The 26,374-nt window shown below is 46.8% G+C and carries 20 protein-coding genes; 3 read left to right on the forward strand and 17 right to left on the reverse strand.

The genetic code is table 11. The features are described from left to right. Window positions 1–45: 45 nt before the first annotated feature. Together BLS16_RS14955 and BLS16_RS14960 are read right to left on the reverse strand one after the other, a co-directional pair. Window positions 46–1,455 carry a sugar transferase gene (locus BLS16_RS14955; protein ID WP_345788536.1) on the reverse strand — a complete coding sequence of 470 codons (1,410 nt, stop codon included), beginning with the start codon at window positions 1,453–1,455 and terminating at the stop codon, window positions 46–48. A gap of 212 nt (window positions 1,456–1,667) precedes the next feature. Beyond that, window positions 1,668–2,462 (reverse strand): tyrosine-protein phosphatase, encoded by a 795-nt coding sequence (locus tag BLS16_RS14960; RefSeq protein WP_092334496.1) that lies wholly within the window; start codon window positions 2,460–2,462, stop codon window positions 1,668–1,670. 131 nt (window positions 2,463–2,593) lie between these two features. Between BLS16_RS14960 and BLS16_RS14965 the strand changes: the two genes are divergently transcribed. After that, window positions 2,594–3,292 (forward strand): response regulator transcription factor, encoded by a 699-nt coding sequence (locus BLS16_RS14965; protein WP_092334497.1) that lies wholly within the window; start codon window positions 2,594–2,596, stop codon window positions 3,290–3,292. Here BLS16_RS14965 and BLS16_RS14970 read toward each other — a convergent pair. The 3 genes from BLS16_RS14970 to BLS16_RS14980 all read right to left on the reverse strand — a co-directional run bounded on the left by BLS16_RS14970 (window position 3,243) and on the right by BLS16_RS14980 (window position 10,769). After that, window positions 3,243–9,035, reverse strand: coding sequence for an AAA family ATPase (locus tag BLS16_RS14970; protein ID WP_092334498.1), 5,793 nt, complete (start codon window positions 9,033–9,035; stop codon window positions 3,243–3,245). The two genes, BLS16_RS14965 and BLS16_RS14970, sit on opposite strands and share 50 nt — an antisense overlap. A 318-nt stretch (window positions 9,036–9,353) precedes the next feature. Next, the gene (locus BLS16_RS14975; RefSeq protein WP_092334499.1) at window positions 9,354–10,055 is read right to left on the reverse strand and encodes a CpsD/CapB family tyrosine-protein kinase; all 702 of its coding nucleotides are present in this window, start codon (window positions 10,053–10,055) and stop codon (window positions 9,354–9,356) included. 15 nt (window positions 10,056–10,070) lie between these two features. Further along, window positions 10,071–10,769: a YveK family protein gene (locus BLS16_RS14980; RefSeq protein WP_092334500.1), complete on the reverse strand. Its 699-nt coding sequence runs from the start codon at window positions 10,767–10,769 to the stop codon at window positions 10,071–10,073. 221 nt (window positions 10,770–10,990) lie between these two features. Between BLS16_RS14980 and BLS16_RS14985 the strand changes: the two genes are divergently transcribed. After that, complete coding sequence (locus tag BLS16_RS14985) at window positions 10,991–11,950, forward strand: SGNH/GDSL hydrolase family protein (RefSeq protein ID WP_092334501.1); 960 nt, start codon at window positions 10,991–10,993, stop codon at window positions 11,948–11,950. 143 nt (window positions 11,951–12,093) lie between these two features. Here the strand turns inward: BLS16_RS14985 and BLS16_RS14990 are convergent, their stop codons facing one another. The 5 genes from BLS16_RS14990 to BLS16_RS15005 form a co-directional block, all read right to left on the reverse strand. Then, window positions 12,094–14,709, reverse strand: a complete 2,616-nt coding sequence (locus tag BLS16_RS14990) for a cell wall-binding repeat-containing protein (protein ID WP_092334502.1) — start codon at window positions 14,707–14,709, stop codon at window positions 12,094–12,096. Between the two features lie 508 nt (window positions 14,710–15,217). Beyond that, window positions 15,218–16,513, reverse strand: a complete 1,296-nt coding sequence (locus tag BLS16_RS14995) for an Rne/Rng family ribonuclease (protein WP_176786183.1) — start codon at window positions 16,511–16,513, stop codon at window positions 15,218–15,220. A 272-nt stretch (window positions 16,514–16,785) separates the two neighbouring features. After that, window positions 16,786–16,956 carry a hypothetical protein gene (locus tag BLS16_RS23695; protein WP_176786185.1) on the reverse strand — a complete coding sequence of 57 codons (171 nt, stop codon included), beginning with the start codon at window positions 16,954–16,956 and terminating at the stop codon, window positions 16,786–16,788. 593 nt (window positions 16,957–17,549) lie between these two features. Then, complete coding sequence (locus tag BLS16_RS15000) at window positions 17,550–18,254, reverse strand: TIGR03936 family radical SAM-associated protein (protein ID WP_092334503.1); 705 nt, start codon at window positions 18,252–18,254, stop codon at window positions 17,550–17,552. Beyond that, a complete protein-coding gene (locus BLS16_RS15005; protein ID WP_092334504.1) occupies window positions 18,251–20,107 on the reverse strand; it encodes a TIGR03960 family B12-binding radical SAM protein in 1,857 nt (618 codons plus the stop codon). Before BLS16_RS15005 ends, BLS16_RS15000 begins: the two co-directional genes overlap by 4 nt. 249 nt (window positions 20,108–20,356) lie before the next feature. On the opposite strand from BLS16_RS15005, the gene BLS16_RS15010 reads away from it, so the two are divergent. Next, window positions 20,357–20,584 (forward strand): AbrB/MazE/SpoVT family DNA-binding domain-containing protein, encoded by a 228-nt coding sequence (locus tag BLS16_RS15010; RefSeq protein WP_092334505.1) that lies wholly within the window; start codon window positions 20,357–20,359, stop codon window positions 20,582–20,584. A gap of 201 nt (window positions 20,585–20,785) precedes the next feature. Here the strand turns inward: BLS16_RS15010 and BLS16_RS15015 are convergent, their stop codons facing one another. The 7 genes from BLS16_RS15015 to minD form a co-directional block, all read right to left on the reverse strand. Further along, on the reverse strand, window positions 20,786–20,998 hold the full coding sequence (locus BLS16_RS15015) for a hypothetical protein (protein WP_092334506.1): 213 nt from the start codon (window positions 20,996–20,998) through the stop codon (window positions 20,786–20,788). A 12-nt stretch (window positions 20,999–21,010) separates the two neighbouring features. Further along, window positions 21,011–21,289, reverse strand: a complete 279-nt coding sequence (locus tag BLS16_RS15020) for a type II toxin-antitoxin system RelE family toxin (RefSeq protein WP_092334507.1) — start codon at window positions 21,287–21,289, stop codon at window positions 21,011–21,013. A gap of 78 nt (window positions 21,290–21,367) precedes the next feature. Continuing rightward, on the reverse strand, window positions 21,368–22,243 hold the full coding sequence (locus BLS16_RS15025) for a M50 family metallopeptidase (RefSeq protein WP_092334508.1): 876 nt from the start codon (window positions 22,241–22,243) through the stop codon (window positions 21,368–21,370). A 354-nt stretch (window positions 22,244–22,597) separates the two neighbouring features. Next, window positions 22,598–23,365 (reverse strand): murein hydrolase activator EnvC family protein, encoded by a 768-nt coding sequence (locus tag BLS16_RS15030; protein ID WP_092334509.1) that lies wholly within the window; start codon window positions 23,363–23,365, stop codon window positions 22,598–22,600. A 378-nt stretch (window positions 23,366–23,743) separates the two neighbouring features. After that, a complete protein-coding gene (gene rodA, locus BLS16_RS15035) occupies window positions 23,744–24,949 on the reverse strand; it encodes a rod shape-determining protein RodA (RefSeq protein WP_176786186.1) in 1,206 nt (401 codons plus the stop codon). 287 nt (window positions 24,950–25,236) lie between these two features. After that, window positions 25,237–25,530: a cell division topological specificity factor MinE gene (gene minE, locus BLS16_RS15040; protein WP_092334511.1), complete on the reverse strand. Its 294-nt coding sequence runs from the start codon at window positions 25,528–25,530 to the stop codon at window positions 25,237–25,239. 29 nt (window positions 25,531–25,559) lie between these two features. Then, window positions 25,560–26,354: a septum site-determining protein MinD gene (minD, locus tag BLS16_RS15045; protein ID WP_092334512.1), complete on the reverse strand. Its 795-nt coding sequence runs from the start codon at window positions 26,352–26,354 to the stop codon at window positions 25,560–25,562. Window positions 26,355–26,374: the final 20 nt, after the last annotated feature.

A 26,374-nucleotide genomic window follows, 5' to 3' on the forward strand; every position in this document is an offset into this window, starting at 1 on the left:
TAACCATAGTGATTTAATGTTTGAACTCTACAAATCGGCAAACATTTAACTTGCACCCTTCCTCAAAAGAACCACTGGCACTGTCCTAGCCAATATCTCCATATCCAACCACAACGACCAGCGATCCACATACTCAGCGTCCATTTCCATCCACTGATCGAAATCCACTTCATTCCGCCCACTAATCTGCCAGATACATGTGATTCCCGGCTTCACCGCCAACCTCTTCCGATGCTTGGAATCGTACAAATTGACTTCGCTGATCAGGGGAGGGCGTGGCCCGACTAAGCTCATATCCCCTCGAAAAACATTGTATAGTTGAGGCAGCTCATCAATACTGGTTTTGCGAATAAACCTACCCACTGCAGTCACTCTCGGATCATTGGCTATCTTAAACACTGGTCCGCTCATTTCATTTAAATGAGCTAATCGTCCCTTAAGCTCTTCGGCATTTACAACCATCGACCGGAATTTATAAATATTAAATTCCCTTCCATTTAACCCAACTCTTTCTTGAGCAAAAAATATTGGGCCCTTGGAGGTCAACTTTATCGCTAAAGCTACTAATACAAAGACCGGCGTGAGAACCATAAGACCGGCACCCGATAAAATAACATCCATCCCTCGTTTAGCCGCTTCATGCCAAGGCCGTCTTGGGTGGCTATCATACACAACCATTGAAAGCCCCCCAAAATCCATGGGCCTGCTGCGAGAAACTTTCGTCACAATATCGTCGAGAAGTACAGCCACTGTCTTACCCATGACATCCAGAATTTCGATTGACTCTTGAACACCCTTTTCCGTAATCAGCGCTGTAACAACCGTTAAATCTACGATGTTCATGCGAATAATGGATTCGAGATTGGAGTAATCCCCCAGATAAGGTATCTCAAGACCATTTTTAGCAGGGGCAATGTACCCTATGACTCTATAGCCTAACTGTGGATTATCCTTAAGTTTCTGTAGGTAAAGCTCAGCAGCAGAGCCTGCACCCAGAATCAGCACATAACGAGTATTTCTGCCTAGTTTCCTTCCTGCTTGCAGAACCAGCCGGGTCAAAATATGCATTCCAATGGTTAAACCCACTGCAAAGGCCTCAAAATAATAGAAGAAGCGCGTATGCAGCAAATTCGGGTTATAAAGATTAATAGTTATCATACTGACTGCGAATGAGAAAAAGTGAGCTTTCAAAATCTTGCTTAGTTCACGCCGCGCAGACATGAAGCGGCGTGATTGATAGACTTTTAAAGCATTGTTAGCGATGATCCAAGCCACCAAGTAAATTAAGAATATTGTAAAGTATCCTGGCCAATTATCATTTATCAAAACATACTTGAGGTGATAGATTTCAATGGCCAAAGAGAAGCTCAACGCTATTAGAACAATGTCGACAAGTTCAGATATGTTTTCAATGATCCCCCTGTCCCTTAGCACTGTCTCACTTCCCTTTTCCATTTCTAATTATCTAACGGATCTTCAAGCCAAAACTTATAAAGTTAGCAGCCATAGGCCCACCGTCCTAGGACTAACCGCAACTCCATATATTTCCCTATAAGAAAGTAATATCCTTCACACACTAATCACAAAATTCCAACACCATACCCACAATTTCAGTAAACTTCGCCACATTCCGAGTCGATCTTATATTCCTTCTTCCCAATATACTTCTATCCTCGAAACAAATCCCAAAATCTTCTCTTTTTCTTCTTATTTGGTTGCTGTAGGAAATACTCCCTTTCCCCTACCAAACCTTCCCCCGTCAAAATTGCTTGAGGGTTCTCTACCGTAATTTCCCGAAACCCCTCTTCCTCCGCCACTTCCTTACCCCTTCTCAGTCCCATAAGATAAACCCCATCCTCTTGCGAAGGGCGATGAGCATCGGACCCGATAAAGTGAATCAAATCACTCCTCAGCATCCTTTCCGCCAACTCCTCAGCCTGGGACCCATACCTCCCGCTCAGACTTCTCAGGTTCATCTGAAAAAGCACCCCTTTATTCGCCCAGTCCACCAGATACTCCGGTCTGTCAATCAAGCCCTTATTCCGCTCCGGGTGAGCCAGCACCGGAGTCAGCCCCTGGACTTGCAAGTCAAAGAAGACTTGTTCCGTATACTGGGGAATCTCCAGCATGGGCAGTTCTAAGAGCAGATACTTGCCCGTATTCCCCAGGGTCATCAGCTTACCCTCACGAGCCCATTTGCCTAGGTCGGGGAAAATATAGTTCTCTGCCCCGGGCAAAATTTCCACCGGGATTTCTTCCTCTGCCACATGCTTGCGCAGCTCCTCCACAGCAGCCAGGATCTCCTCTGGGCTTAGGAAGCCCCTGCCTTCTATAACATGAGGAGTGGCAATCAGGGTTTTAAAGCCGGAATAGAACAATTGATGGATTATTCCCAGGGAGTGGGCCATGGTCTTCGCCCCATCGTCAAGACCGGGGAGAATGTGGTTGTGTATATCAATCATCTGTCTTCTCCTAACTTCCAAGTAAATTCTAGCAAAGCTAAGTAACAAATCTTCGTACATATGTTACAATAATGTAAATCACCTAAAATTATCTAATTTACACATATTAATGAAGCAGAAGAGGGAGTACTATGGCAAGCAACAACATCTTAATCGTTGATGATGATCCCATTGTTTTAAGAATGCTGGAGTCCGCCCTGAGCAAAAACGGGTATCATACTTTTAAGGCGGAGTCCGGCGAGGATGCCCTGAGGATTCTGGATGCTCTGGACATTAATCTGGTTCTCTTAGATGTGGTTCTACCCGGGATGGACGGACTGAAAATTCTTAAGGAGATCAGACATAATCCCACCTATGGCTTTGTCCCGGTGCTCATGCTGACCAGCAGGGATAGTGAAATTGATCACGTAATCGGTTTGGAATTGGGAGCTGATGATTACATCTCCAAGCCCATCCGCTTCCATGAGCTTATTGCTCGCATCAAGGCAGTTCTGCGCAGAGCGGATTCTAACCGGACATCCTCCTCGAAGGTAGTCTTCCGGGGTCTGGTCATGGATCTGTCCAGTCGAAAGGTCACTGTCAACGATCAAGAGATAGAGCTCTCCTTCAAAGAGTTTGAGCTCTTATGCCTTTTAGCCAAAAGACCGGGCCGAGTCTTCACCCGAGCTGAAATTCTGGATGCCGTCTGGTCGGAAGAAGGCTTCTGGGAAACTCGCACAGTGGATGTCCATATCCGCAGAATTCGCAAAAAGCTAGAGGAGATTGGCCAGAGTCCCCTGCTCATCGAGACTGTCCGGAATGTGGGCTATCGTCTGCCAATGTCTCTTTAACCTCCTGAAGTTCCTCCACTAAAGGGGGCATTAATTCCCTGAGTGCCCGGTAGAGCTTTTGGGATTTGGGCCACTCCCCAGCCTGGGCTGCCCGCTCCAGTTCACCGGCAGCCTTAAAAACCTTCATAGCATACAGACAGGATAAAGCGCTGGCCAGTCGATGGGCGCTTTTTTCTAATTTCTCCAAGTCATAGGCCTCCAGATCTGTCTTGATGATCTCCAGCCAAGTCTGGTAATTTTCCAAGAAGTTCTCAATACTTAAAAGCATAACTTCCCGGCCAAAAAGTCTGGCTTCCTGGCGGAATATCTCCTGATTGATCAATTTCCCTGCCTCCGGGATGTCTGCCGGTTGCCGGCACTCTTCCCCGCACCTATGACTGGGTTCTCCGTCGGATATTTGATTTTCCAAGCCTGCAGACTGGCGAATCTGCTTTAGGATCAACAGCAGTTTTTCTTCTTGGATAGGTTTTGCCAAATAGAAATCCATCCCTTGCCGGAGAAGTTTGTCTCGATCCCCCAGAATGGCCGAGGCTGTCAAGGCAATGATAGGGATATGCTTCCCTGTATGTCCTTCCAGGTCGCGGATAATTTTCGTCGTCTCTAAGCCGTCCATAATGGGCATATTCTTGTCCAGCAAAACACAGTCATAGTCCTGAAATTTCAGGGCTTGCAGCAATTCCAAGCCATTATTAACGATGGTCACAGCACAATTATGATAGGTCAGGATGTGCTTGATATAGATCTGATTGGCCAGATTATCTTCGGCAGCTATGACTCTTAAGCTCTGCAGATCTTCACGCTCTTGATTTTCCGAACTAACCGCTGCCTCGTCTAGGGCTATCTCCCGGGGGTCGGCTATGCCTAAGGGCAAGAAGAGAGAGAAGGTACTGCCGGCCCCTTCCTGACTTTCCACTTCAATTCGCCCGTGCATTAACTCTGCCAGGTGCTTGACAATGGTCAGACCCAGTCCCGTACCGCCGTATTTTTTCGTGATGCTGCTGTCGGCTTGGGAAAAGCTTTGGAAGATGGTCTGGAGCTTTGTTGCAGAAATACCGATGCCCGTGTCCTGAACGAGGAATTGAATTTCCAGCCTGGTTTCGGCTAGAGCCGAGGATTTAATCTTAAGCTCCACAGACCCTCGATGGGTGAACTTAAGGGCATTGTTTAAAAGGTTATTAAGGATCTGACTGATTCGCAAAGGATCTCCCCTCAGATAATCCGGGAGGTCAGAGCTTAGCTCCGTAAGAATGCTGATCCCTTTTTCTTCCGCCTGGGCCTTATAGGTTTCCAGAATAGGTCTGAGTAAGTCCTTCAGGGAAAAGGCTCTCTCTTCGATCACAATTCGGTTAGACTCAATCCTGGAAATATCCAAGATGTCACTGATGATTCCCTGTAAAGATGCTGCCGAGGATTGGATTAAGTCTACATAGTCCTCTTCGTATTGGCCCTCTTTTTTCAAGAGGCTGGTCATTCCCATGATCCCTTGGAGGGGGGTTCTGATTTCATGGCTGATATTGGCCACGAAGCGGGTCTTATTCTCGTTGGCCTCGGCGAGCTTGCGGTTGCTCTCCTCAAGGGCCAGGTTTTTTTCCTGTAGGGCTCGGGTATGATCGGCAATAACCTTCTCCAGGTTTTGATACTGTTTGGCATTTTCCAAAGCAACAGCGATCTGAGAGGATAATACCTGTAACACCTGCTGACGTTCGCTGGTGAAAATCCCGGGGGCCAGGTCGTTTTCCAGATAAAAGAGGCCAATCATCTTTCTTTTAATGATCACTGGCAGACAGAGGACAGAGGCTGTTTGCTGGTCACCGTCTAAGGTCACTGTTTCTCCCGTTCTGGCCACATAGGTTATGAGCTTAATAGGCAGATCTGTGCTTTGGGGGTGGAGATCCAGGGACTCCAGGAGGCGGATGGAGTTATCATCGGCTTTCCCTTCCGCCTCAATGGTCAACTTGTTGTTATAATTCTGGATGAATACCACCCTTCTGGCCCCGGAATTCTGGAGCATGATTCGAATGAGCAGCTTGAGTAAGTCCTCCAGGACGATTTCGCCGGAAATGGCCTGACCAATCTTCAGAATCGCAGCCAGATCAATATCAGGGATCTCAGCGGTGCCCGTGATGGCGAGAGGATTCTGAAGGAGGAGCATGGGATAACGGTTTTGCAGGTCTGCTACTTTAGCCTTTGCTCCCCATTCCCGATAGCAGCTCATGGCATGGTGGAGATAGAACTTGGCCAAGACCTGTCTGCCGCCGGAGAGATAGTATTCACCTGCTAATTCATTAGCTAAGGCTTCTTCCTGGATAAATTGCTGGGTTTCGGCATGCCGGATGGCTAAATCGTACCAATCGGCAGCCTTCAGTTCCTCTTTGTTCAGCCGGGCAAACTCGGCTTTCACTAAATACAGCTTATGCAGAATATTCTCCGGTGCTGACCGGGATAGCTTTTCTAAGGCTTTAATACTTTTTTTGATCCTTCTCATGCTCAGAAGCCGCTTAGAAAAGCTTAGTCTTTCATAGTTGGCCACAGCGACCAAGGCCCCGTAAAAATGCAGCAAGGGCAAGCAGAAGGTTCCCAGAACTCCATCCAGGTATTCGTCGAGGAAGGGAAGACTTTCCAGGGCTTTCTCAGGCTGCCGGAAATAGAAGTACTGAATCAGCCGGTGAAAGTAGATATTGAAGACAATGGTCCGATCATTAGACTGGGTATAGATGGGCAGCAAACTGCGTTCATCAAAATCCTCTCCGACCAGGGCACAGGGATCCGGGGATAATCCGGCAAAATTTAAGGCAGTCTGGCGATAAATCTGACAGAGGCGCTGGGAGGTTTCATGTCCGGTCTTGATCATGGCCTGGCGATGGGCCTGCATTTCTGCTTCGATGAGGGAGAGCTGACGTCCGGAAAAATAGGAACAGACAAAGTACTGCATGATGGAGTGTCCGGCGGAGAGTAAGTCTCCGGAGACAAATCCACTCAGATAGGTCTGGGGAAAGTCCTCCAAGGTGTCCCGGAGAGGGTCTTTGCAATGCCGAATCACCATGTTGAAGATCATCCGAATCTTGCTGTCAAAGCGATATACTCCCAGCTTATCCTGGAGGCGGAGGGCCAGTTCTCCGAATTCATAGCCTTTATCGGCTTTTTTAAAGAGCATGTTAATGATATAGCCGTAGGCAGAATAAGCGACGATGGTTTCTTCGGCGATCCCATGGTTCAGGGAAAGGCGCAGGGCCTTTAAGACCATCAGGATTGTGGCGTAATAGGAGGCGGAATAACTGCAAATCCCCGCGGTGTTGAAGATTCGCATAGCGGTTTTATATTTTTCGTCTGTCATTAGGGGCAGACTTAACAAGTCTGCCCTTTGCTTCCCTCTTAAGGCCCAGGTGGTTCTTAAATACTCTAGAATAATGTGTCCCGGATGGGGCCTCCTGGGAAAGGGAACCCCTAATAACTTCAGAGTGTTTTCTGCGATTTCCATAGCTTTTTCAAATTCATTCTCAGCGGTATAGGTTGCAATCATAATTTCTGAGATTCTGGCCTGAGCCAAAATGTCTTGGCAGTGCACCATGGTTTCTGCCGCCACCTCTCCAACCCGTTCAAACCGAGTGCAAACATAGGCCATTTCTGCCAGCTGAATATGGAGTTCCAGCATAAAGGGATATTCCGTCCTCCAAGCTTCTGCGCCAGTGAGCTGTTTGGCCAGGTTGAAATAATCCAGGGCAGGTTCATAAGCGGAGGAGGCCTTGGCCTTCAGGCCGGCGCGAAAATTCAGATTGGCCAGAAAGGATCTCTCAGCGGGGTCTGGGCCTAAATCTACCGCCAGGTTAAGGTGATCGACGAGTTCAAAGAGACGGTTTTCCAACTCCTGTCCCGTCAGCTTTATATAGAGGAGCTTGCCGATTTTGCCATGGGTGGCGGCTTTTGTTTCCTCGGCCAGGAGGGAATAGGCCGCCTGCTGTACTCGGTCATGCAAAAAGCTGTATTGGTTCTCTGCCCCTTGAATCAGTCCGGACTCCACTGCTGCCTGCAAAATATCCTTAAGATCTTCACCGGGCTCCCCTGTGACGATCTCCAGGGTATGCAGATCAAAGCTACTGCCGATACAAGCGGCCAGTTTCAGGAGGTCTACCATGGCAGGAGAGAGCTTGCTGATTTTTGAAATCATCAAGTCCACCACATTGTCCGTGACCTTGCAGCCTAAGATGGCCGGCAGATTCCAGTTCCAAGCAGACTGCCGGGCCTCCAGACTCAAAAGCCCTTCCTCTTTCAGCATGTATAAAAACTGAATCACAAAGAAGGGATTCCCCTTAGTCTTTTCGTGACAAACTTCAGCGATGGCTAAGGTCTCTTGGAGGGGACGGCTCAAGGAGACCGCCAGCAAAGCATTGACATGATCCAGAGACAGGGGCTGCAGGTTTATGGCCTCAGCCTCTAACCCTTGTTTTTCCAGTTGGCGGAAGAGCAAGTTCAGGGGGTGAAGGGCAGCAATCTCCTGATCTCGATAAGCGCCAATGATCAGGATTGATCCGAACCGGTCTACTATGAGTTGTTCGATAAGCCGAAGGCTGGATGGGTCAGTCCATTGTAAATCGTCGAGAAAAAGGACAAGGGGGCTTTCCGGGGTGGCGAAGAGTTGAATGAACTTTAAGAAGACATCGTTGAGTCTGTTCTGAGCCTCCGGGGGAGCCAGCCGGGCGGCAGGCGGCTGGGGGCCGATGATCAGGCTAAGCTCCGGGATGATATCCACGATGAGCTGGGCATTCGGGGAGAGAGCACTGACTAACTTCTCTTGCCAGGCAGAGAGGGTTGTTTGATTTTCCGATAATATTCTTCTCAAATGCGGCTGAAAAGCCTGAATAAATCCTGTGTAGGGTACATTGCTTTTATACTGATCAAATTTACCCGCTAAAAAGATCCCGCCCCCTTCCCCTACATAGTCTAGGAATCCTTTGACGAGAGAGGTTTTTCCCACTCCGGAATAACCTGAGACGAAGATGAGTTCCTGTTGGCCTTTGAGCACTCGTTGATAAACCTGCTTAAGAGTTTCCAGCTCTTTCTCCCGGCCAAACAGCTGATTGGGTATGGCCAGACCTCTGGGCTTATCCAGGAGGGCGATTTCGAAGGGTTCAATCACCTCGGCTGCTCCCTGCTCTTTCACCTCCAGAACTGCCAGACATTTTTCCAGGTCATGCTGGAGGGCGTAGGCAGTTTGGTAGCGATCCTCCAGCTTCTTCTGCAGGAGTTTGCGGAGGATGTGGGATAGGACTGAGGGGATTTCCGGGGTCAGCTGATTTAGGGGGCGGACTTCCCTGGCCAAATGAGCGTAAACCAATTCCAGAGGGTCTGCTCCCTTAAAGGGGGGCTGGCCGCTGAACAGGTGATAGAGCACTGCTCCCAAGGAATAGAGATCTGTCCGGGAATCCACCTGTTGATTGATTCTGCCCGTCTGTTCAGGGGATATATAATGGAGGTGGGAAGGAGGTAAACCCGGCAGACTCATGTCCTTCAGCTTAACGCTTTCTCTGTCGGAACTAACCAAAATATTACCCGGGTGGATATTCTTGCAGACAATTTTCCGGTCATGGAGAAGAGCTACGGCTTCAACCGTCTTAAGTCCGATGGTTAAAGCACTCCGAAGATCTAAGGAAGTCTTGAGCAGTTCCTGAAGCTCTTCGTATAATTCCGAAGAAGACTCTCCTCTTTTATCTGCCGGAATAACTTGCAAATCTGTTGCGTCGCTCATACTCTCCTCCCTTCCCAGAAGTTAAATGACTCAAATTACACCATTTTGCCTATCTCTTCCTAATTATGTTCAATCCAGGAAATTAACTATTGGAAATAATTCTACTTTTGTAGTAATTTTCCTGCTTCTTTCTTACCTAGATCCTCCTCATTTATTTAGTCCATTAATCAAATTATAGATTATATTGCAATAATTTTAATCACCCAGGGGGTGACCTTTTCCATAATATTGATTAAAAGTAAAAAAACAACTTCCTCCTTAGGGAGAGAAGTTGTTTCTCAGCTTTAATTGCTTTAATTAAACTGGTCTTAGAGATTCTTAGGACTTCTTTTTCTTTTTCTTGGGATCGTCTGAGCCATGATAGTAATAGTAGTAGTAGTATTCGCTGGTTTTCAGGTCTGCTTTATTGATAACTGCCCCAAGGATCTTAGCCCCTACCTTATCTAGTTGATCCTTGGCCCGTTGAGCGTATTCTTTGTTGACTTCCCCGGAAGCTAACACCAAAATAACTCCATCGACTTCTTGAGCCAGAACGGCAGCATCCGTCACGGCAATGATGGGCGGGGTATCGATGAGCACTACATCAAATTGTTCGCTGACTTCCTCGATCAAACGCCTCATCCGCTGGGAGCCTACGAGCTCAGCCGGATTCGGGGGAATGGGGCCTCCGGTGAGGACTTTGACTCCGGGTACAGGGGTTTCCTTGATAAAGTCTTTCTCCTGATCATCCTGAACCAGAAAGGTTGAAAGGCCCTCAAGATTTCCCAGTTCAAATAATTTATGTTGGGTGGGATTACGCAAATCAGCGTCTATCACCAAGACGGATTTTCCTGACTGAGCTATACTTACTGCCAGATTGGCAACGGTGGTGGATTTCCCTTCCCGGGGGCCCGAACTTGTAATCATGATTTTTTTGGTCTTTGTATCCACACTGGTGAATTGTACATTCGTCCGGAGCGTCCGGTAGGCTTCTGAGATGGGGGATTTCGTTTGTTCGTGCGTTATTAATGAAAAAGCCAAAATAAACTTCTCCTCTTATCCTTGTTTTCCTGCCTCGTAGTTTGGAATAACTCCTAAAACCGGAATTCCTAAGACATTCTCCACATCTCCTGAGGTCTTTATTGTGTTATCCAAGTACTCCAGTAAAAAGACCAGTCCCATAGAAGCCATCAAGCCTACCACAAAGGCAATTAAGATGTTTAACTCTTTATTAGGCTTAACCGGCTTATCCGGAACCACCGCCGTATCGACAATACTGACACTGTCTACTTTTTTTATTTCAATGACTGCTTTGGAGAACTCTGAAGCCATTGAATTGGCAATGGCAGTAGCCAGATCAGGATCAGTATTCGTAACTTGGATTTCCAGGATTTCTGTTGTCTTCACCGGGTTGATGGTGATCAGTTCATTCAGCTCAGCAACAGTCATTTCCAAATCTAAGTCATCGATCACACTTTGTTCAACAGTGCGGCTCTGGGCAATGGCTGCATAAGTCTTAGCCAGCTGCTGATTAGCCAGGAGGACACTATTATCCAGCATCTGTACAGCTGCTTGACCCTCTTCGGAAGCTTTCTTGCCAACAATTAAGGTAGTGGAAGCTTGATACACTGGCTTTATGACAAAATGACTGATGATTCCGCTGGTGAGAGCTGCGATAAGCGGCAGAACCACTACGATGATCCAACGTTTCTGGAGCATTTCCCAATACTGCCGTAATTCTATTTCCTCGTCCATTTCTACCTCCAAATTAGCACAGTTAACTAGTTGACGTTATATTATTCTAGATAATTTCCATTTTTCCTTCAACTAAATTTAAATCCTTGGTAATCCTTTAATAATTTTGGAAATAAATTTATAAATTTGCTATTACAGGGAGGAGAATCCCTAGTTGAATGTCGAAGTTTGTTAAGTCTATGGGAAAAGAGCCAGTATATTTTTAGGGGGAAAGGGTTTCAATGTTACGAATTGCTAAACTGGAATTATACATCATCTTAGCTGCCCTGATCATAGCATCCTTGATTATCGCTTTATTCTGGGCCCTGAATCAGAGAGACGCACCTGCCGCTGCCTTCAAACAGCCTCCTCCGGTGACGGCAGCTGACCAAGCAGATCCAAATACGGATGCAGATGCAGATGAGGATACAGATGCGGCAACGCCTTCAGACTCTGCCTCAGCCTCTACCTCTGCTTCTGCCTCTACCTCTGCTTCTGCCTCTACCTCTGCTTCTGCCTCTGCCTCTGCCTCTGCCTCTGCCTCTGCCTCTGAGAAGCCTGCTCCCGATCCGGTTGCCGAGGTAAACAAGGTTACCCAACAAGGGTTAGCTCAAATCACTGAGCTGACCACCGTCAAAGCCCTTGTCTTCGGAGATGCTGTGGCTGCAAGTCAAGGCGCTTCCAATAAGGATGAACTGGGCTGGCACGCTTTAGTTACCAAGGAGCTTCAAGCTAAATACCCGGGAAATTTTCAGTGGGTTTTTAAAACCACTGATCAAGCCACAGTCAATGATGTGTTGACTTATGTTCCTGAAGTGACCCCGGATACAGATCTGATTATTCTCTGCTTTGGCAGAAATGACTGGACTCTGCTGACTACAAAAGATTTCAAGCAAAAGTACGAGGAGCTGCTCAGCGAACTTAAAGCCCTAAATCCTAAGGCTGACATCTTCATAGTCATCGAACCGCCTGTAAAAAACATTGAGAACAATAATAAGTCCTTCCCCTTTCGCCAGGTTCTGATTGATCTGGGGAAAAAGCACCGGCTTCCGGTAATCGACCAATGGTCTGGCTTTATCCAGGATCCGGCTCCTCTGGCTGAGTTATTGGCAGATGGGGTAAATCCCAATGATAAGGGGTATAGGATTTTTGCGGATGGGGTGTTGAAGGGGTTGGAGAGGGTTTTGGCGGGTAAGAATTAACCCCTCGAAGAAATAAGGGTATAGTCCGAACATTACTAAGCCAATTAAGGTTTATACGATAGTGAGTAAGGAGCCGTCTGCTATAGCAGTCGGCTCCTTATATTTCCTAGGCAAAAGTAAACGTTGAGATTTTACGTCTAAGCTTATCTAAAAACTATTGTCCATTCAACGGAGTTTTGATCTTTAAATTCAATTTCTTTTCCCCTAAGATTGCTTAGCTTTGCTTCTCCCCATGACTTACCTAACATAGCCCCTATTGCGGTTCTAATGCTTTCTCTCCCAGCTTCGTTACTGGGACTTATCCAAGTGCTACTCCCAGCTTTCACAAAAGTTGGGAGAACCCCAATGGAAGAGGTAAGCAGGTTTTTGATTCCCATGGTGCTTAATAGAGTAGTCTCTTCTCCGGCTTTAATATCGGCAGTAATGGTGTGGGTAGTGTTATTAATTGACATTGTTGCCCATTCATTATTTAAGTTTCCTGTAGAGGTTCCCAAGTCAAGTCTCAAACTGACACTACTAGAGCTATAGTCAGATTTGGAGAGAGTGCCATTAAGAGTTACGTAAGAACCAAACAATGAACGTAATGAACCTATGCTGACATCTCCACCACTAATCGTACCACCGAGAAGGTTAGACATAGTTATTGGACTGCTTAAAGAGAAGGTTTTGTTTGAAAAGCTAACTGTACCTAAGAAAGGGGAAACAAGGCTATTTAGTTGTAATGTACTCCCCGCAGGATCGGAATTGATTTGAATACCTGTAATCCTTTGATCAGGATTAGTAATGCCAGTCAAATCTGCCGTTTTACTTGTTCCATTTACCGTAACAACCGGTATTACATTGGCTGAGCCGTTCTTGATAGCAAAATCAGAAATCTTTGTTGCAGTGGTAGTTCCACCATTATTCCCGCCACCACCGCCGCTTCCACCAGTGGAAGGAGTTCCGGGAGGTGCACTGGGAGTGGAGGTCGTATTCTCGCCGTTAACTTTTCCGCCGCCGCTGACCACTGTCCCCGTCGAACCAGAGTCTAAGCTGCCAATGCTCGAACCCTTTGGAATAGTGATGTCAGTTTTCACATCAGTTTTCATTGACTCAACAACAGTTTTTTCTGCCAAGGCCAGTTTCCCTTGCGATTGTACTTCAACTTCTTTAAAGCTTCCTTCTAAAGTAACCTTTTGTTCCGGGGTTTCTGTGTTCACAACAACGTTTGGAACAACCGCGCCTGCTGCGGCCTTTAAGGTAACCTGACTCTCTACTACCACCGGCTCAGTGAAAGTTCCTCTTAACTCAACAACTGGATCTTGCCCAGGGGTACTTGTAATTGTAACTACCCCCATCTTAGCGCCATTAGCATCAAGGATGGCGAAGCTGCGAACTACTGTATCCCCAATGTTTGTAGTCCCTGAGGCCTCAACCCGCACATCACTGTCGCTGTCAACGGTAAGAACCCCGGCGTTAGTATTCTTGATATGAATACTGTCTGACGCTCCGGAGAGGACAACAATGTTAGCAGCAGTTACGCCGTCAATCGTTGAGGTTCCTTTCTCACCCGGATCCACGAAGATGGTTCCTTTGACGGTGAGGTTCTTGAGGGTAATATTATCGCCCTTAACATATACGCTGTAATTGGCCTTGGCATTTTGTAAAGTGATGTTATCACCTACGAGCATAACGTTATCCGCTAATTCTACCGGGGCAGCAGCATCTTTTGAACCGACGGTTTCTTTATCCGTAGAATATGAAACAGCAGAAGTCAGAGCATTCATTCCTGCAGTAGGTACTACAGCCTCTCCCCCTACGGCAACCATATCATCTGTCGAGAGGTTCAGCTTAACAAATTCCTTGGTAGAATTGTCCAGTTGTTGATTAACCAAGACAACCGGTGATCCCGTCGAAGCAGCCAGCGGCACAACGGCTAAGGCGTCAACTAAGGTTTCCCCATTAGCTACATAGACCTTGTGGTTTTTGTAGGACTTGGTAAAGCCCTTGAGGATCTGGACGTTGGTGTCATACTTGGAAAGACCGGAATATCTTTTAACATTACCTTTTAATTGCCCTTTGACTGCATCTGACACTACGGCTGTTCCGCCCACCACGTAGGATTCCTTAACCTTGTCGCCAAGGCTATCCAGATAGGTCTTGACCGAGGCGGGCAGCTGTCCCTGGGTCGTGGTTAAGATCGGCATTTCCTGGGCAGCGGCGATTGAAGCAACGGATAAGGCATCCGCCGGAGTTAGATAACCGGCAGCAACTACCACCTTAGATACGTTGACTCCTTGCTTAGCCATTTCCTTAGCTATGTTGACTGAGGTTTCATATTGATCATAGCCACCGAGCTGAACGGGAGTTATGCCCAGGGCACTGATTTCATTAAGTACGGATTGTTTAATCACCGCTGTACCACTGGTAATATAGACTTTTTTAGGTTTGAGACGAAGTAATTCAGCCTTTGCTGAAGCATTCAAGGTTTGTCCGTTGTCCGTTAACAGGATGGGAGCCTTCAATTTAGCCGCCAAAGGCCCTGCCGCGAGGGCATCCACCAGGGAGTAGCTCATTCCGGCTGAAAGAACGACACTATCACTGGTTCCTGTCCAACCCTTTTGGGCCATCAGTGCGGCAGTTGCATACTGGTCATACCCGCCAATTCTGGTCACTGCGCTGGGTGTTGCTGCATTTGCCACAGCAGGTGCTATGGTTGCTGACAAAGCAACTGCCACAGCCATGCACCCATTCAAGACTTTTTGTTTTGTTTTCTTCATGATTTTACCTCCTCTTACTGTTCTTAACACTTTTACGACGACGATCTATGAGTGGTGCGGAACCGTTTTATATATTGATAATAAACCAATTAAGGTAAAATGTCCCTCACCTGTAAAAAGTTATTTCATTTACTTCGCTATTTCCATGGATAATCCTGCAATTAATATCTAGATATTTCTATATTTTTGACTTTTAGCTAATTTTTGGCCACAAAAAAAGAAAGAACAATTTTACAGCAATCGTTCTTTCTCCGTTGTTTCTATTAAATTCATAGGATTGAATATTGCCTAGATCATATTGATCAGGAAGACTATTCCGGTAATAATTCCTGCTAATACAACAGCCATAAGTATGATATACATATTTTGCTTCTTGCGATTAAGCTTATGCCAAGGTAAGCCCATGTGCTGACTGCCTCCTTCTGTAAAACGACTCACAAAAATACCTTATTACAGAATACGACAATAATCAAGACAAGGATTGAAAAAATTTAAACAAAAATATTGGCTATAACTCTCCTCGCACCCTGCCGCTCCCATCACAGTTGGGGCAGGGGGAAGTATAGCGAACCACCAGGGTCTGACCAACTTTCTTCCGCGTCATTTCCACCAGCCCAAGTTGAGTCAGCCCCAAAACCTGAGATTTTGTTTTATCCCGAGCACAGGCCGTTTCCAGGGCCTGAATCACGCTTTTCCGAGCCTCTTCCGTGGTCATATCGATAAAGTCGATAATAATAATCCCGCCTAAATTCCTCAGCCTCAGCTGACGGGCAATTTCCCAAGCAGCCTCCAGGTTCGTGTGAACCACAGTTTCTTCTAAGGATCGCTGACCCACATACTTTCCCGTGTTAACATCGATGACGATCAAGGCCTCTGTTTGCTGAATGACCAGATACCCTCCGCTTTTCAGCCAGACTTTAGACCGCAGAGCTTTGCGGATCTCGTCATCCACCCCATAGTTAGCAAAGAGGTCTTTTACCGGAACTACAAAAACCTGTTGGGCAGCAGGATGTTCAATGTCCCGCAAAGCTTTGCGCAAAATTTTCCCTACTTCATCGTGATCAACAGTGATTTTCTCAACATCCTGATCAATCCAGTCCCGGATCAAGCGAGAGATCAGATCGACATCCTTATGCACCAGCCCCGGTACTGAAACATGGGGGATTTTGGGCAGTAAAGCTTGCCAATAAGCAACCAGCTGGGCAATGTCATCCTTGATCTCGTCACCATCAATCCCTTCAGCCAGAGTCCGGACAATGACTCCCATACCTTCGGGCTTTGCTGCTGCGGCCAAGTCTTTTAAGCGAGTACGTTCATTATTATCCTGAATCTTCCGGGACACTCCAATATAACTAACCTGAGGTAAAAGGACCACATATCTCCCCGGCAAGGTGATGTTAACACTAATTCGGGCCCCTTTAGTCCCCACGGGTTCCTTCGTTACCTGAACTAAAAGCTCCTGGCGAGGCTTAAGAACATTCTCAATCCGCTCCTGAATAATCGACGCTTTTTCCTCTTCATCGAAACGAGGAGGAATGGCATCTCCCACATACAGAAAAGCATTCTTATCTAAGCCAATATCCACAAAAGCGGCCTGCATACCGGGAAGGACATTCTCAACTCTCCCCCGATAAATATTCCCGACCATGTGGGTCGAACCACCCTCATCTTCAAACACTTCCATCAGCTCACCCTGCTCAAAGACAGCGGCGCGAATCTTTTGCAATTGATTGGAGCTGGATCCGGCACTTTGGCTTTGCAGAACGATTTCCTTCCGGCGGGGCTCCGCAGCTCGGTTTTTCATTATTGTTAACACCTCCTCAGCGAACTTATGGGGAAACTTTGGGGAACTTGCATTACAACGCTCACCTCATGACGTCGTGGGCCAAACTAAGGCTCAAGGGGTTTATGGAAGAGGCGGGGTTCCCGGCCAAAGCGGCGTCCTTGCCGCATGGCCGGCAGTGTACGTCCTGTACACTGCCCCGCTTATGCAAGCACCCCTTTCGCCAAGTTTGGCTAGCCACTCCGTCAAAGAGGATCGCTCTTGTAAAGCTGCGTTCTAGGCTGGGTCATGAATTATGTATTTCTTATAAGCTCCTTGCGCCGCTTATCCTCCGGCACCGATTCAGATGGTGCCATGCACGCAGCATGTCCCACTAAGCGGCCCGAGACCGTATCCTGCTCCCGTCCGACCCTACTAGCCGGCAGCCCACCGCTTATCCTGCGGCACCGATTCAGATGGTGCACATGCACGCAGCATGTCCCACCAAGCGGCCTAAGATCGTATCCTGCTCCCGTCCAGCCCTACAAGCCAGCAACGCACCGCTTATCCTGCGGCACCGATTCAGATGGTGCACATGCACGAAGCATGTCCCACCAAGCGACCTAAGATCGTATCCCTGCTCCCGTCCGTCCCTTCACTCCTGCAGCGCACTACTTATCCTCCGGCACCGATTCAGATGGTGCCATGCACGAAGCATGTCCCACCAAGCGGCCCGAGACCGTATCCAGCTCCCGTCCCGTCTCCTAGCCAGCGGCGCAAGTCCCTTTCGGAGCCCCGCCCGCACACTACCCAAGAGACCTCAGAGGGAGGGGCACGAACACCGACGAGAGGCCTATGCGAGAGTCGTAGCCAAACTCGGCTTTAAATCCTCTTTCATAAAGCAGGGCGGGAAACAGGACGTTTCCCGCCGGCCATGCGGCACGGACGCCGCTTTGGCCGGGAACCCTGCCTGCTCTCATCAAGATTTAAAGCCCAAGTTTGGCACGACGAACGCATGGCCGAACAAGGTGTCGCGACCCTCCCGCCCCAAAGCTAGGGCCCTCAAAGCCCACTAAGCCTAACCAATCTCGATCGGCGAACTCTTCCCGCCCTCATAACTCACATGCACCCCGGTCCGAATAACCTGCAGCTCATCCAACTCAATGGGCAGATTCTCAAGTTCCCTCAGACTGGCCAGCACTTCCTCCGGCCGGACGCTTCCCGAGTTCCCCATCTCGACTTCCAGATCAAAGAGAACCTCATCCCCTTGAATCTTTCCTTCCAAATGCTTGACCCAAGGACGAATATCCTTATCCGTCGGCCCTTTTTTCGAGTAACGTGAAAAGGTTACATGCTCCCGTCCCAGCCAAGCTCCTACCGCTTCCTGCAAGCGTTCATCTTGAATCGGCAAAGCCATGGGGACTCGTATGCGATAACTGGCAGCATTGAGCACAGCCATTAAGGACTTAGCTCCCGGATCCATGGCCCGCCCTTGGAGGAGCCGTATACCCGGGGGTAATTGCTCCTGAACCCGGGCTAACACTTCCCCTAAATCCACGTCTTCCCGGAGCTCTACATCCACATACTCCCGCTCCCCTTCAGTCCCTACCGCTAAGGCAAAACCAAAGGAGATCTTGGGACGAGGATTAAAACCTTCGGAATAACTCATATGGATTCCAGACCGTCGGATGGCCCGCTCAAAGACTCTTGTCAAATCCAAGTGGGCAATATATCTGGCATCCTCAATTTTCGTATAGGCGATTCTTAGCCGCATGGCACTCACCCTTTCAACTCAATCTGAACTCCTCTGCTCGGACAAACTCCGCATCCGGTACAATCATTATGCCGGCAATCAATGGTCTTAGCTTCTTGGAGTGCCCGGTGGTGTTCTTCAATTAAAAACTGTTTTGACACGCCGCTCCCTATATGCTCCCAGGGTAAGACGTCATCATAATCCATCGCTCGATTGGCGTAAAAATGGGGGTCAAGTCCTAACTCTTTAAAGCCCTCCATCCAGACATCCTCTTTAAATTGGTCAGACCAACCATCGAAACGACAGCCATGTTTCACCGCCCATTCCAGGAGTTGGGCTAATTTGCGGTCTCCTTTGGCAAAGACAGCTTCCAGATAACTGGTGCTCATATCGTGATAGTTATATTTCAAGCGTCGATCTCTCAGCTTTTCTCTCAGGTATCTCTGCTTTAACTCTACAGAAGAACCTGCTTCTTGGGGTTCCCACTGAAAAGGAGTATGACTCTTGGGAACAAAGACGCTTGTAGAGATCGTCACTGTGATATTTCTCCGACCCAGCTTGGTCCCCAGATTAGCGACTTTTTTAGCCAGATCCACAATTCCATCAATGTCTGCCTGGGTTTCCGTAGGCAATCCCACCATAAAGTAGAGCTTAATCGTCGACCAACCTTTTTTAAAGGCGGCTTCTGCTGCTTCCAGGAGATTTTGCTCCTCGACGCCTTTATTGATGACATCCCGCAAGCGTTGTGAACCTGCTTCCGGAGCAAAGGTCATACCGGATTTTCGTGCTTTCTGGACAGTTTCAGCCAGATCAACATCAAAGGAATCCACTCTGAGTGAAGGGAGAGAGACCCCTACCCCTTCTTCTCCGTGCTTTTCTAAAATGCCTTGAACGACAGGCTGAATACAGGAGTAATCCCCGGTGGAAAGTGAGGTGAGAGCGATCTGATCGTAGCCCGTGGCCCGGACTAACTCCTCAGTCTGCCTGAGCAGAGTCTCCGGTGAACGTTCCCGAACAGGCCTATAGATCATACCCGCTTGGCAGAACCGGCATCCTCTGGAGCAACCCCGCATAACCTCCAGCATCATTCGGTCGTGAACAATTTCCAGATAGGGGACCACCGGATCGGTAGGAAAATAAGCCTGATCCAAATCCGGCACAATTGCCTTTTCCACCAGAGCCGGGAATCCTTCTTCGGCTTCTATTTTTTCAATGCGACCATCTTCTTTATAGGTTATATGGTAAAATTCCGGAACATAGACCCCTTGGACCTGAGCAACTTTCCGTAAGAACTCTTTGCGGGAAACGGGGTTTTTCTTCTGCTCACCCACTAAGCGCAGGACTTCAGGCAGTTGTTCTTCACTTTCTCCAATCAAAAAGAAGTCAATAAACCCGACGAGAGGTTCAGGATTATAGGCACAGGGGCCTCCGGCAATGACCCAAGGATCATCCGGTCCCCGCTCCTCTGTTCTCATGGGGATTCCCGCCAGATCCAGCATATTAAGAATGTTGGTGAAGCTCATTTCATACTGGAGGGTAAATCCCACTACATCAAACTCTTTAATCGGCTTAAATGATTCCAAGGCATAAAGGGGAATTTCTCGGTCCCTCAGTTCCTTCTCCATATCCACCCAAGGGGTAAAAACCCTTTCGCAAAGAAATTCAGGGAAGGAGTTAACCAGATGGTAGAGGATTCTGGTTCCCAAATGGGACATTCCCACCTCATAAACATCCGGAAAGGCAAAAACCATCTGAACATCGGTTTTAGCCCAATCTTTTTTCATGACATTCCATTCTGATCCGATATATCGGCTAGGCTTTAATACTTTAGGTAAAAAGCGTTCGACCTGCCGGCGTATATCCGCCGCAGTATTATTACTCATGGTGTCAGCGAGGCCTCCTTGTAGTATATTGTGAACTTAAATTATATCATATATAACCGTAATTCCCTAAAAATCCAAGGTATTAAGGATTCAATATTGATCAATTAGTTTTTTAAATTCTATGTTCTTGGCCGATCAAAACTACTAGTTGAAATTAGAACACTTTGCTGTGCCATCTAATTTAACTTGATAAACTCCCTAATTTTGTATATACCTTGTATATACCGTCAAGAGAAAGAGGGTGGAACTATGAAGGCCCGAAAATGGGGAAACAGCATCGGTATACGGATTCCGGCTTCAATGGCTAATTCAATAGAAATTAGCGATGGGACTCCAATTGATGTGGAACTGGATGGAGAAAAGATCATTGTCACACCAAAAAAATACGATTTAAAAGAGTTACTCGCCCAAATTCCTGATGAATATGAGCCGGAAGAAATCAATTGGGGAGAGCCGGTGGGAGGAGAAAAATGGTGAATCAATACGCGCCGGAACGTGGTGATGTAGTATAAACTGGAAGCAATCATAAAGTAAGTTGTAAGTAAAGCCCCTAATATTCTAACGCTAATTGATGAAGTTCAAACAACTCGGGAACAATGTCTAATAAAAGGCCCCACGTTCTTTGATAGAAAGTGGGGCAAAGTTGGTACTAATGTAAAGCACATCACTACTTTAAGTTTAATTCCAGTCGATGTCCGAATGATTAATGATGTCTCCATTGGCGGTTTCTTTTTCAGATTGGGTTAATCTCTCTCTCTCCAGAGGCGTCAGCTTTGTGAAATCACTGTCCCATGCTAGGACTATTCTTTTAATCATCTCGAATGCCAACTCCTGTTCAGACTCAGGAAGCATATCAATCATATCAATAATTTGCTTTGAAACTGCAGACATATAATCATCCCCTTACTTGTAAATGTCCCCACGTGATCCGATATCCTTAATCAGTAAAATTTCTTCGTCATTTAGATGGGTATACTCATATAATACCCGATATTTACCTACGCGTAAACGAAGTACAGAAGGATTTGTGCCCTGCATCTGCTTAATATCACCCTTTGGGGGTACTTCAAGCAGTCCTTCTATTCCTGTTTTAATTCTCTGCTTTACAAACTTATCAAAACTATTGATTGCTTTGACTGAAACTCTAGAATATACAACTCGCAAGCCCTTCTCTCCCTTCATTATATATTATACATCACAATTCCAGTTTATCCCACTTTTTCTTTCAGCTATGAGACACAGCGAAAACCCGTACCCTTATCACAGCTTGCCCACCGGATAATGAATACCTTCTCGCAGCATCCCTTCGACAATATCTGTTTCTGTAAGGATTTTCTCCATTCCCGCCTTTTCGTTGCTGAGATTCACCATGGCATAGCGATCAGGGGTAAATTCTTCGACAATTCTCACCAAGGGAGTATCTTTCTGTACTGTAAGCCAGTGACTGCGCATCAGGCCCTTTTTCAATAATTCTTCTTTCTTGCGAGTTAATTGCCTGAGAAAGGTAATATGAGCTGAGGAGATTTCCTTACTCCCTGCAAACCAAAAGAAGCCTCCCAGGATTAAGAGAGAAAGGGGCCCCTCTGAAAATTTTCCCTGAACCCCTAACACAATTCCATAGAGAGCAAAGGAAACCCCTAACCATCTGCCCGCTTCGGCCAAAAACTTTGTGGTACGTACGTACCCGAAGCTTTCCACGAATAGTGCCCTAATCACCCGTCCCCCATCTAAAGGCAAAACAGGGATTAAATTAAATGCTGCCAGCCAGAGATTATAGCGGATAAATTCTTCGGAGAGCTCCCCTGACCATAGCCCGTTCCAACGTAAGGCCTGAGCTCCAAAGAGAAGAACCAGGTTAAAAGCCGGACCGGCCAGAGCCATCAGGCTCTCTTCCACCTTCCGGCCTTCAAAGAGGCCATCACAATAAGCGGCTCCTCCAAAGGGAAACAACTCAAGTCCTTCAACTTTAAAGCCATAGGCCTTGGCAACCAAGAGATGAGCCAATTCATGCCCTACAACCAAGGCAAAGATGAGAAGAGCCTGGGCTAATAAACCCAGGACTCCGTATAGCACTAAAACTACCAAAAATGTGGGGTGGATTCGGACGCTCACTCCGGCTATCTTAAAAAGCTGCATTTATTGGATCTCCCCCTTCGAACTTGCTCAGTTCAGGCATTTAATTATCCAGAAAATTATTACTCCAAAAAATCTAAAGACCCGAAAGGTAGATTCTCGCACAGGAGTGAACGAATCGTGCGGAGAGGCGGTACGGCACATAAAGCTGACCTGGGAAGCGAAGCCACAGGTTCACCTCAGGTATTACCCTGAGGTTTGGCACGAAAGTGTCCGGTGGACATTTTCGCTGAAGCGGCTATCTTCAAAGAATACTTATCCGCTGAAGATCGCTCCCAGGTCAGCGCATGTGCGAGCCTCGAAGCGCTGAGTGACCGACGTGCGAGAAGCTACCTCGACCCAAAAGACTTTTTCTGCCTAATTCTTTGCCTCAGGTGGTATCAAGTAAGGGATAGGATTAAGGGGTTGATTATTTTTTCGCAATTCAAAGTGAAGCCAAGGCTTCTTAAGTGGTGCGGAAAGTCCGACAGTTCCTACCACCTGACCCTTCTCCAGGCGCTGGCCTTTTTGAACCTGAACTTCGCCGAGATTGCCAAGAACAGTCGTCCAACCGTCACCAAAATCAATTTTAACCAATTTGCCTAATTGGGGATCATCCCCCACTATGGTAACAACCCCGGCGGCAGGTGTAATTACCGGAATTCCTAAGGCACTTCCCACATCCAAACCTTGGTGGACTGAGCCGTCACTGGCCTTATCTCCAAAGCCAGCCATGACCGGACCGGAAATGGGCGGTAAGAACTTGCCTTTCATCTTCAGATCGACAGCAACGCTTTCGCCGGAAACCCCTCCCAGAGATAAGGCTTCCTTAGCCATATTATTGAGAGCAGTGTAATAATTGCCTGAATCCATCCCCCCCCGATAAATGGAATGCACTATTCGGGAGACATGGTCCGAACTGTTAGCGCTGAAAAAAACCATTAAGAACAGCAGGGCGGATAAAAGAGTTCGCTTCTGGGTGCTATTCCAATGGTTAAAGAAGCTGCCCCAGTCTTTCTTTCCATTACTGGGATGCCGAGTATATTGATTGTTACGCGGAATGGATTTGCCTCTTCCCTGCTCTTTACCAACTTCTTGAATTGCCCTTTCCCATTCCCAATCATCCCAACGTTCAAAAGGATTCATCCGTCAACCCCCTTATTTCGAGGCTCGAAGTTCGAGGCTCGATGTCCGATTCATGAGTTTGATTCTTCGAATCGTAGAATATAATTGTCTTAACAGTTAAGCATAAAACTTCAAGATATTCTTAGCTAAGACTTGACCCTAGAGATTATCGCTTTAAATACTCTGCGAATTTTGTTCTCTTAAAGTTTGGAACTACGAACATCGAACCGCGAGTACAGTACAGCTCGTACATTCTTTAGTAAATCTATGAAACAGACAAAAAAAATAGAACCGCTTAGCAGTTCTATTCTATGAGTGATTTATTATTGTAATGCCAGTCTGAAGAAAGAAAGCACTCCCCTTCAACCTCGTGCCTCGTGCTTCGTACATCGAGCCTCCCTAAAACATTAGCCTGCGGTGCCTTAAGTTAACACTTAGTAACAGACCAATGGCCGCCATATTCGACCACATAGCACTTCCTCCGGCGCTGATCAGGGGCAGAGGGATTCCTGTGACCGGCATAATTCCGGAAGTCATACCCACATTGACCAAGATATGAAAGGTGAACATGGAGACGATTCCTGTTGAAATCAGCATTCCATACATATCCCTGGCCCTTAAGGCTATATAAACACCGCGCAAAAGGAAGATGAGGAAGAGGAACAGTAAAGTGATGGTTCCAATGAAACCAAACTCTTCTCCTACTACAGAAAAAACAAAGTCTGTGTGGTGCTCAGGCAAAAAATTTAACTGCCCTTGAGTACCCGCCCGATAGCCTTTTCCCCATAAACCCCCTGATCCTATGGCCCAAAGTGATTGAAGAATATGCCATCCATCCCCTGTCTGATCAGCTGCAGGATCCATAAAAATAACCAGACGATTCAGCTGGTAATCCTGCAAGGGCAGAGGCATTCCCTGAGCCCACTGCAACCAGACCGGTAAGTCCTGGGAAAAGTGAAGCCAAAGTGCTATTCCAACTATAACCGCCCCACCAAGTAATAATCCTCCAAATTTATAAGGATTAGCCCCAGCCACGAACATCATGCCAATAAAGATTGCCACAAACACTAGGGTTGTCCCTAAATCCGGCTGTTTAAAAATCAAAAGCATAGGAACCAGCACAAACAAGAAGGGCACAATAAAGTCCTTGACATTATTCAGTTTTCCTTTACGTTTGACCAGAAAATCTGCGAAAGTAAGAATCATAAAGATTTTAGCAAACTCTGAGGGTTGAATCCCGATAGAGGGGGTGAAATAAATCCAGCGGGTAGCACCTTTAGCTGAATCTCCAAACAAGATGACCGCTAAAAGCAGCAGCAAATTAAAGCCATAGATCCACCAACGAAAATGCTGCCATTTAGTATAGTCAATCACTGCGAGAACCACTGCAATCACGATACCCGTCAATATCCAGACAGCTTGAGTTTCCACATAGTGAAAGGGATCTGATTTCATGACATTAATTGAAGCCGTACTCAAAATTATGAGACTGGCTGCTAATAGTAAAAAGGTAAATAGCAGGAATAACAAGTCTAGATTTCTTAACGATCGTCTATCCACGTAATAAATTCCCCTTAGGTAGTTTATTTTTCGACACAATTTCATATTTATTATATCACACTATTTTGGGGGTCCCAAAGCCTTTTGGTCGGCTGTCATGAGATAAGGCAAATCAATCAACTAACGATTATTAACTCAGTCAGAACTATAATATATCCTACCCAACAAATATCACAAGATGGTTTCAAAAATGGCACTTAATTTTGTATCAGATTAAGGGTCGGAGGGTTTACGTAGACTATATCCTAAATTGAGACAGGATTATGGGTGGCTGGTGAAATAAAAAGATACCCTCCGCTTTTTTCAAAGTGAGGGTATCTTTCCTTATCCGATTAGCTATTCAGGTCTTGACCCTTAGCAGAATAATCTCGCTTCATTTTTACGACAGGAATGTTGGCAACTAAAGCTACTTCACGGTCGTCTTGACAGAGATTAAATTCCAGGGCAGCTTCGTCAATCTCCATGTAGTTAGAGATCACTTTAACAAGATCTTCTCTTAATTTGTTAAGCATGGCAGGCGAAATGCTGGCGCGGTCGTGCACTAAGACAAGCCGTAGACGTTCTTTTGCCACCGACTTGCTTGAGGCACTTTCCCTGCCTAACATCCGGCTGATAAATTCTAACAAGGACAATTCCTCCTCTCAGTACAGAACGGTCAACCTAGGCCAATGAGTTTCTTCAATCTATCCATGAGTCCTTTAGGTACTTCGAGGTTCATCAGGGGAACCTCTTCCCCTTGGATTCTCTTTGTAATCCGTCGGTAAGCTTCTCCTGCTTGAGAGCCCAGATCCATGACTGCGGGTTCACCACGGTTCGTGGAAACTACGATGCTCTCATCTTCAGGAACCACCCCGATAAGCTCGATGGCTAGAATATCTAAAATATCTGAAATATCCATCATGTCACCGCGTTTCACCATAGCTGGGCGAAGACGGTTAATGATTAATTTTGGATTTCTTAGTTCCGACGCTTCCAGTAAGCCAATAATTCGGTCTGCGTCCCGGACTGCACTGACTTCAGGTGTGCAAACGACAACGGCTCGGTCTGCACCGGCTATGGCATTGCGGAATCCTTGCTCGATTCCTGCCGGACAATCTATAATTGCATAATCAAATTCTTCTTTAAGCTCCTGGCAGAGGGTCTTCATTTGCTCAGGATTGACGGCTGTTTTGTCTTTTGTTTGGGCAGCCGGCAGCAAAAAGAGATTTGTAAAACGCTTATCTTTGATAAGTGCTTGTTTCAAACGGCAATTACCACTGGTTACATCCACCAAATCGTAAACAATTCTATTTTCTAAACCCAATACCACATCAAGGTTACGCAAACCAATATCTGTATCAACAAGAACGACTTTATGGCCATTATTCGCTAAACCGGTACCAATATTAGCCGATGTTGTCGTCTTGCCTACGCCCCCTTTTCCAGAAGTTACTACGATTACCTCACCCATAGTTAGACCTGCCTTTCACT

It is taken from the genome of Desulfosporosinus hippei DSM 8344 (assembly GCF_900100785.1).
GTDB classification, from domain to species: domain Bacteria; phylum Bacillota; class Desulfitobacteriia; order Desulfitobacteriales; family Desulfitobacteriaceae; genus Desulfosporosinus; species Desulfosporosinus hippei.

Coding starts and splice junctions, on each gene's coding strand:
- BLS16_RS14955 (WP_345788536.1), bottom strand. CDS start 1,455: ATGGAAAAGGGAAGTGAGACAGTGCTAAGGGACAGGGGGATCATTGAA.
- BLS16_RS14960 (WP_092334496.1), bottom strand. CDS start 2,462: ATGATTGATATACACAACCACATTCTCCCCGGTCTTGACGATGGGGCG.
- BLS16_RS14965 (WP_092334497.1), top strand. CDS start 2,594: ATGGCAAGCAACAACATCTTAATCGTTGATGATGATCCCATTGTTTTA.
- BLS16_RS14970 (WP_092334498.1), bottom strand. CDS start 9,035: ATGAGCGACGCAACAGATTTGCAAGTTATTCCGGCAGATAAAAGAGGA.
- BLS16_RS14980 (WP_092334500.1), bottom strand. CDS start 10,769: ATGGACGAGGAAATAGAATTACGGCAGTATTGGGAAATGCTCCAGAAA.
- BLS16_RS14985 (WP_092334501.1), top strand. CDS start 10,991: ATGTTACGAATTGCTAAACTGGAATTATACATCATCTTAGCTGCCCTG.
- BLS16_RS14990 (WP_092334502.1), bottom strand. CDS start 14,709: ATGAAGAAAACAAAACAAAAAGTCTTGAATGGGTGCATGGCTGTGGCA.
- BLS16_RS14995 (WP_176786183.1), bottom strand. CDS start 16,513: ATGAAAAACCGAGCTGCGGAGCCCCGCCGGAAGGAAATCGTTCTGCAA.
- BLS16_RS15005 (WP_092334504.1), bottom strand. CDS start 20,107: ATGAGTAATAATACTGCGGCGGATATACGCCGGCAGGTCGAACGCTTT.
- BLS16_RS15010 (WP_092334505.1), top strand. CDS start 20,357: ATGAAGGCCCGAAAATGGGGAAACAGCATCGGTATACGGATTCCGGCT.
- BLS16_RS15015 (WP_092334506.1), bottom strand. CDS start 20,998: ATGTCTGCAGTTTCAAAGCAAATTATTGATATGATTGATATGCTTCCT.
- BLS16_RS15020 (WP_092334507.1), bottom strand. CDS start 21,289: ATGAAGGGAGAGAAGGGCTTGCGAGTTGTATATTCTAGAGTTTCAGTC.
- BLS16_RS15025 (WP_092334508.1), bottom strand. CDS start 22,243: ATGCAGCTTTTTAAGATAGCCGGAGTGAGCGTCCGAATCCACCCCACA.
- BLS16_RS15030 (WP_092334509.1), bottom strand. CDS start 23,365: ATGAATCCTTTTGAACGTTGGGATGATTGGGAATGGGAAAGGGCAATT.
- rodA (WP_176786186.1), bottom strand. CDS start 24,949: ATGAAATTGTGTCGAAAAATAAACTACCTAAGGGGAATTTATTACGTG.
- minD (WP_092334512.1), bottom strand. CDS start 26,354: ATGGGTGAGGTAATCGTAGTAACTTCTGGAAAAGGGGGCGTAGGCAAG.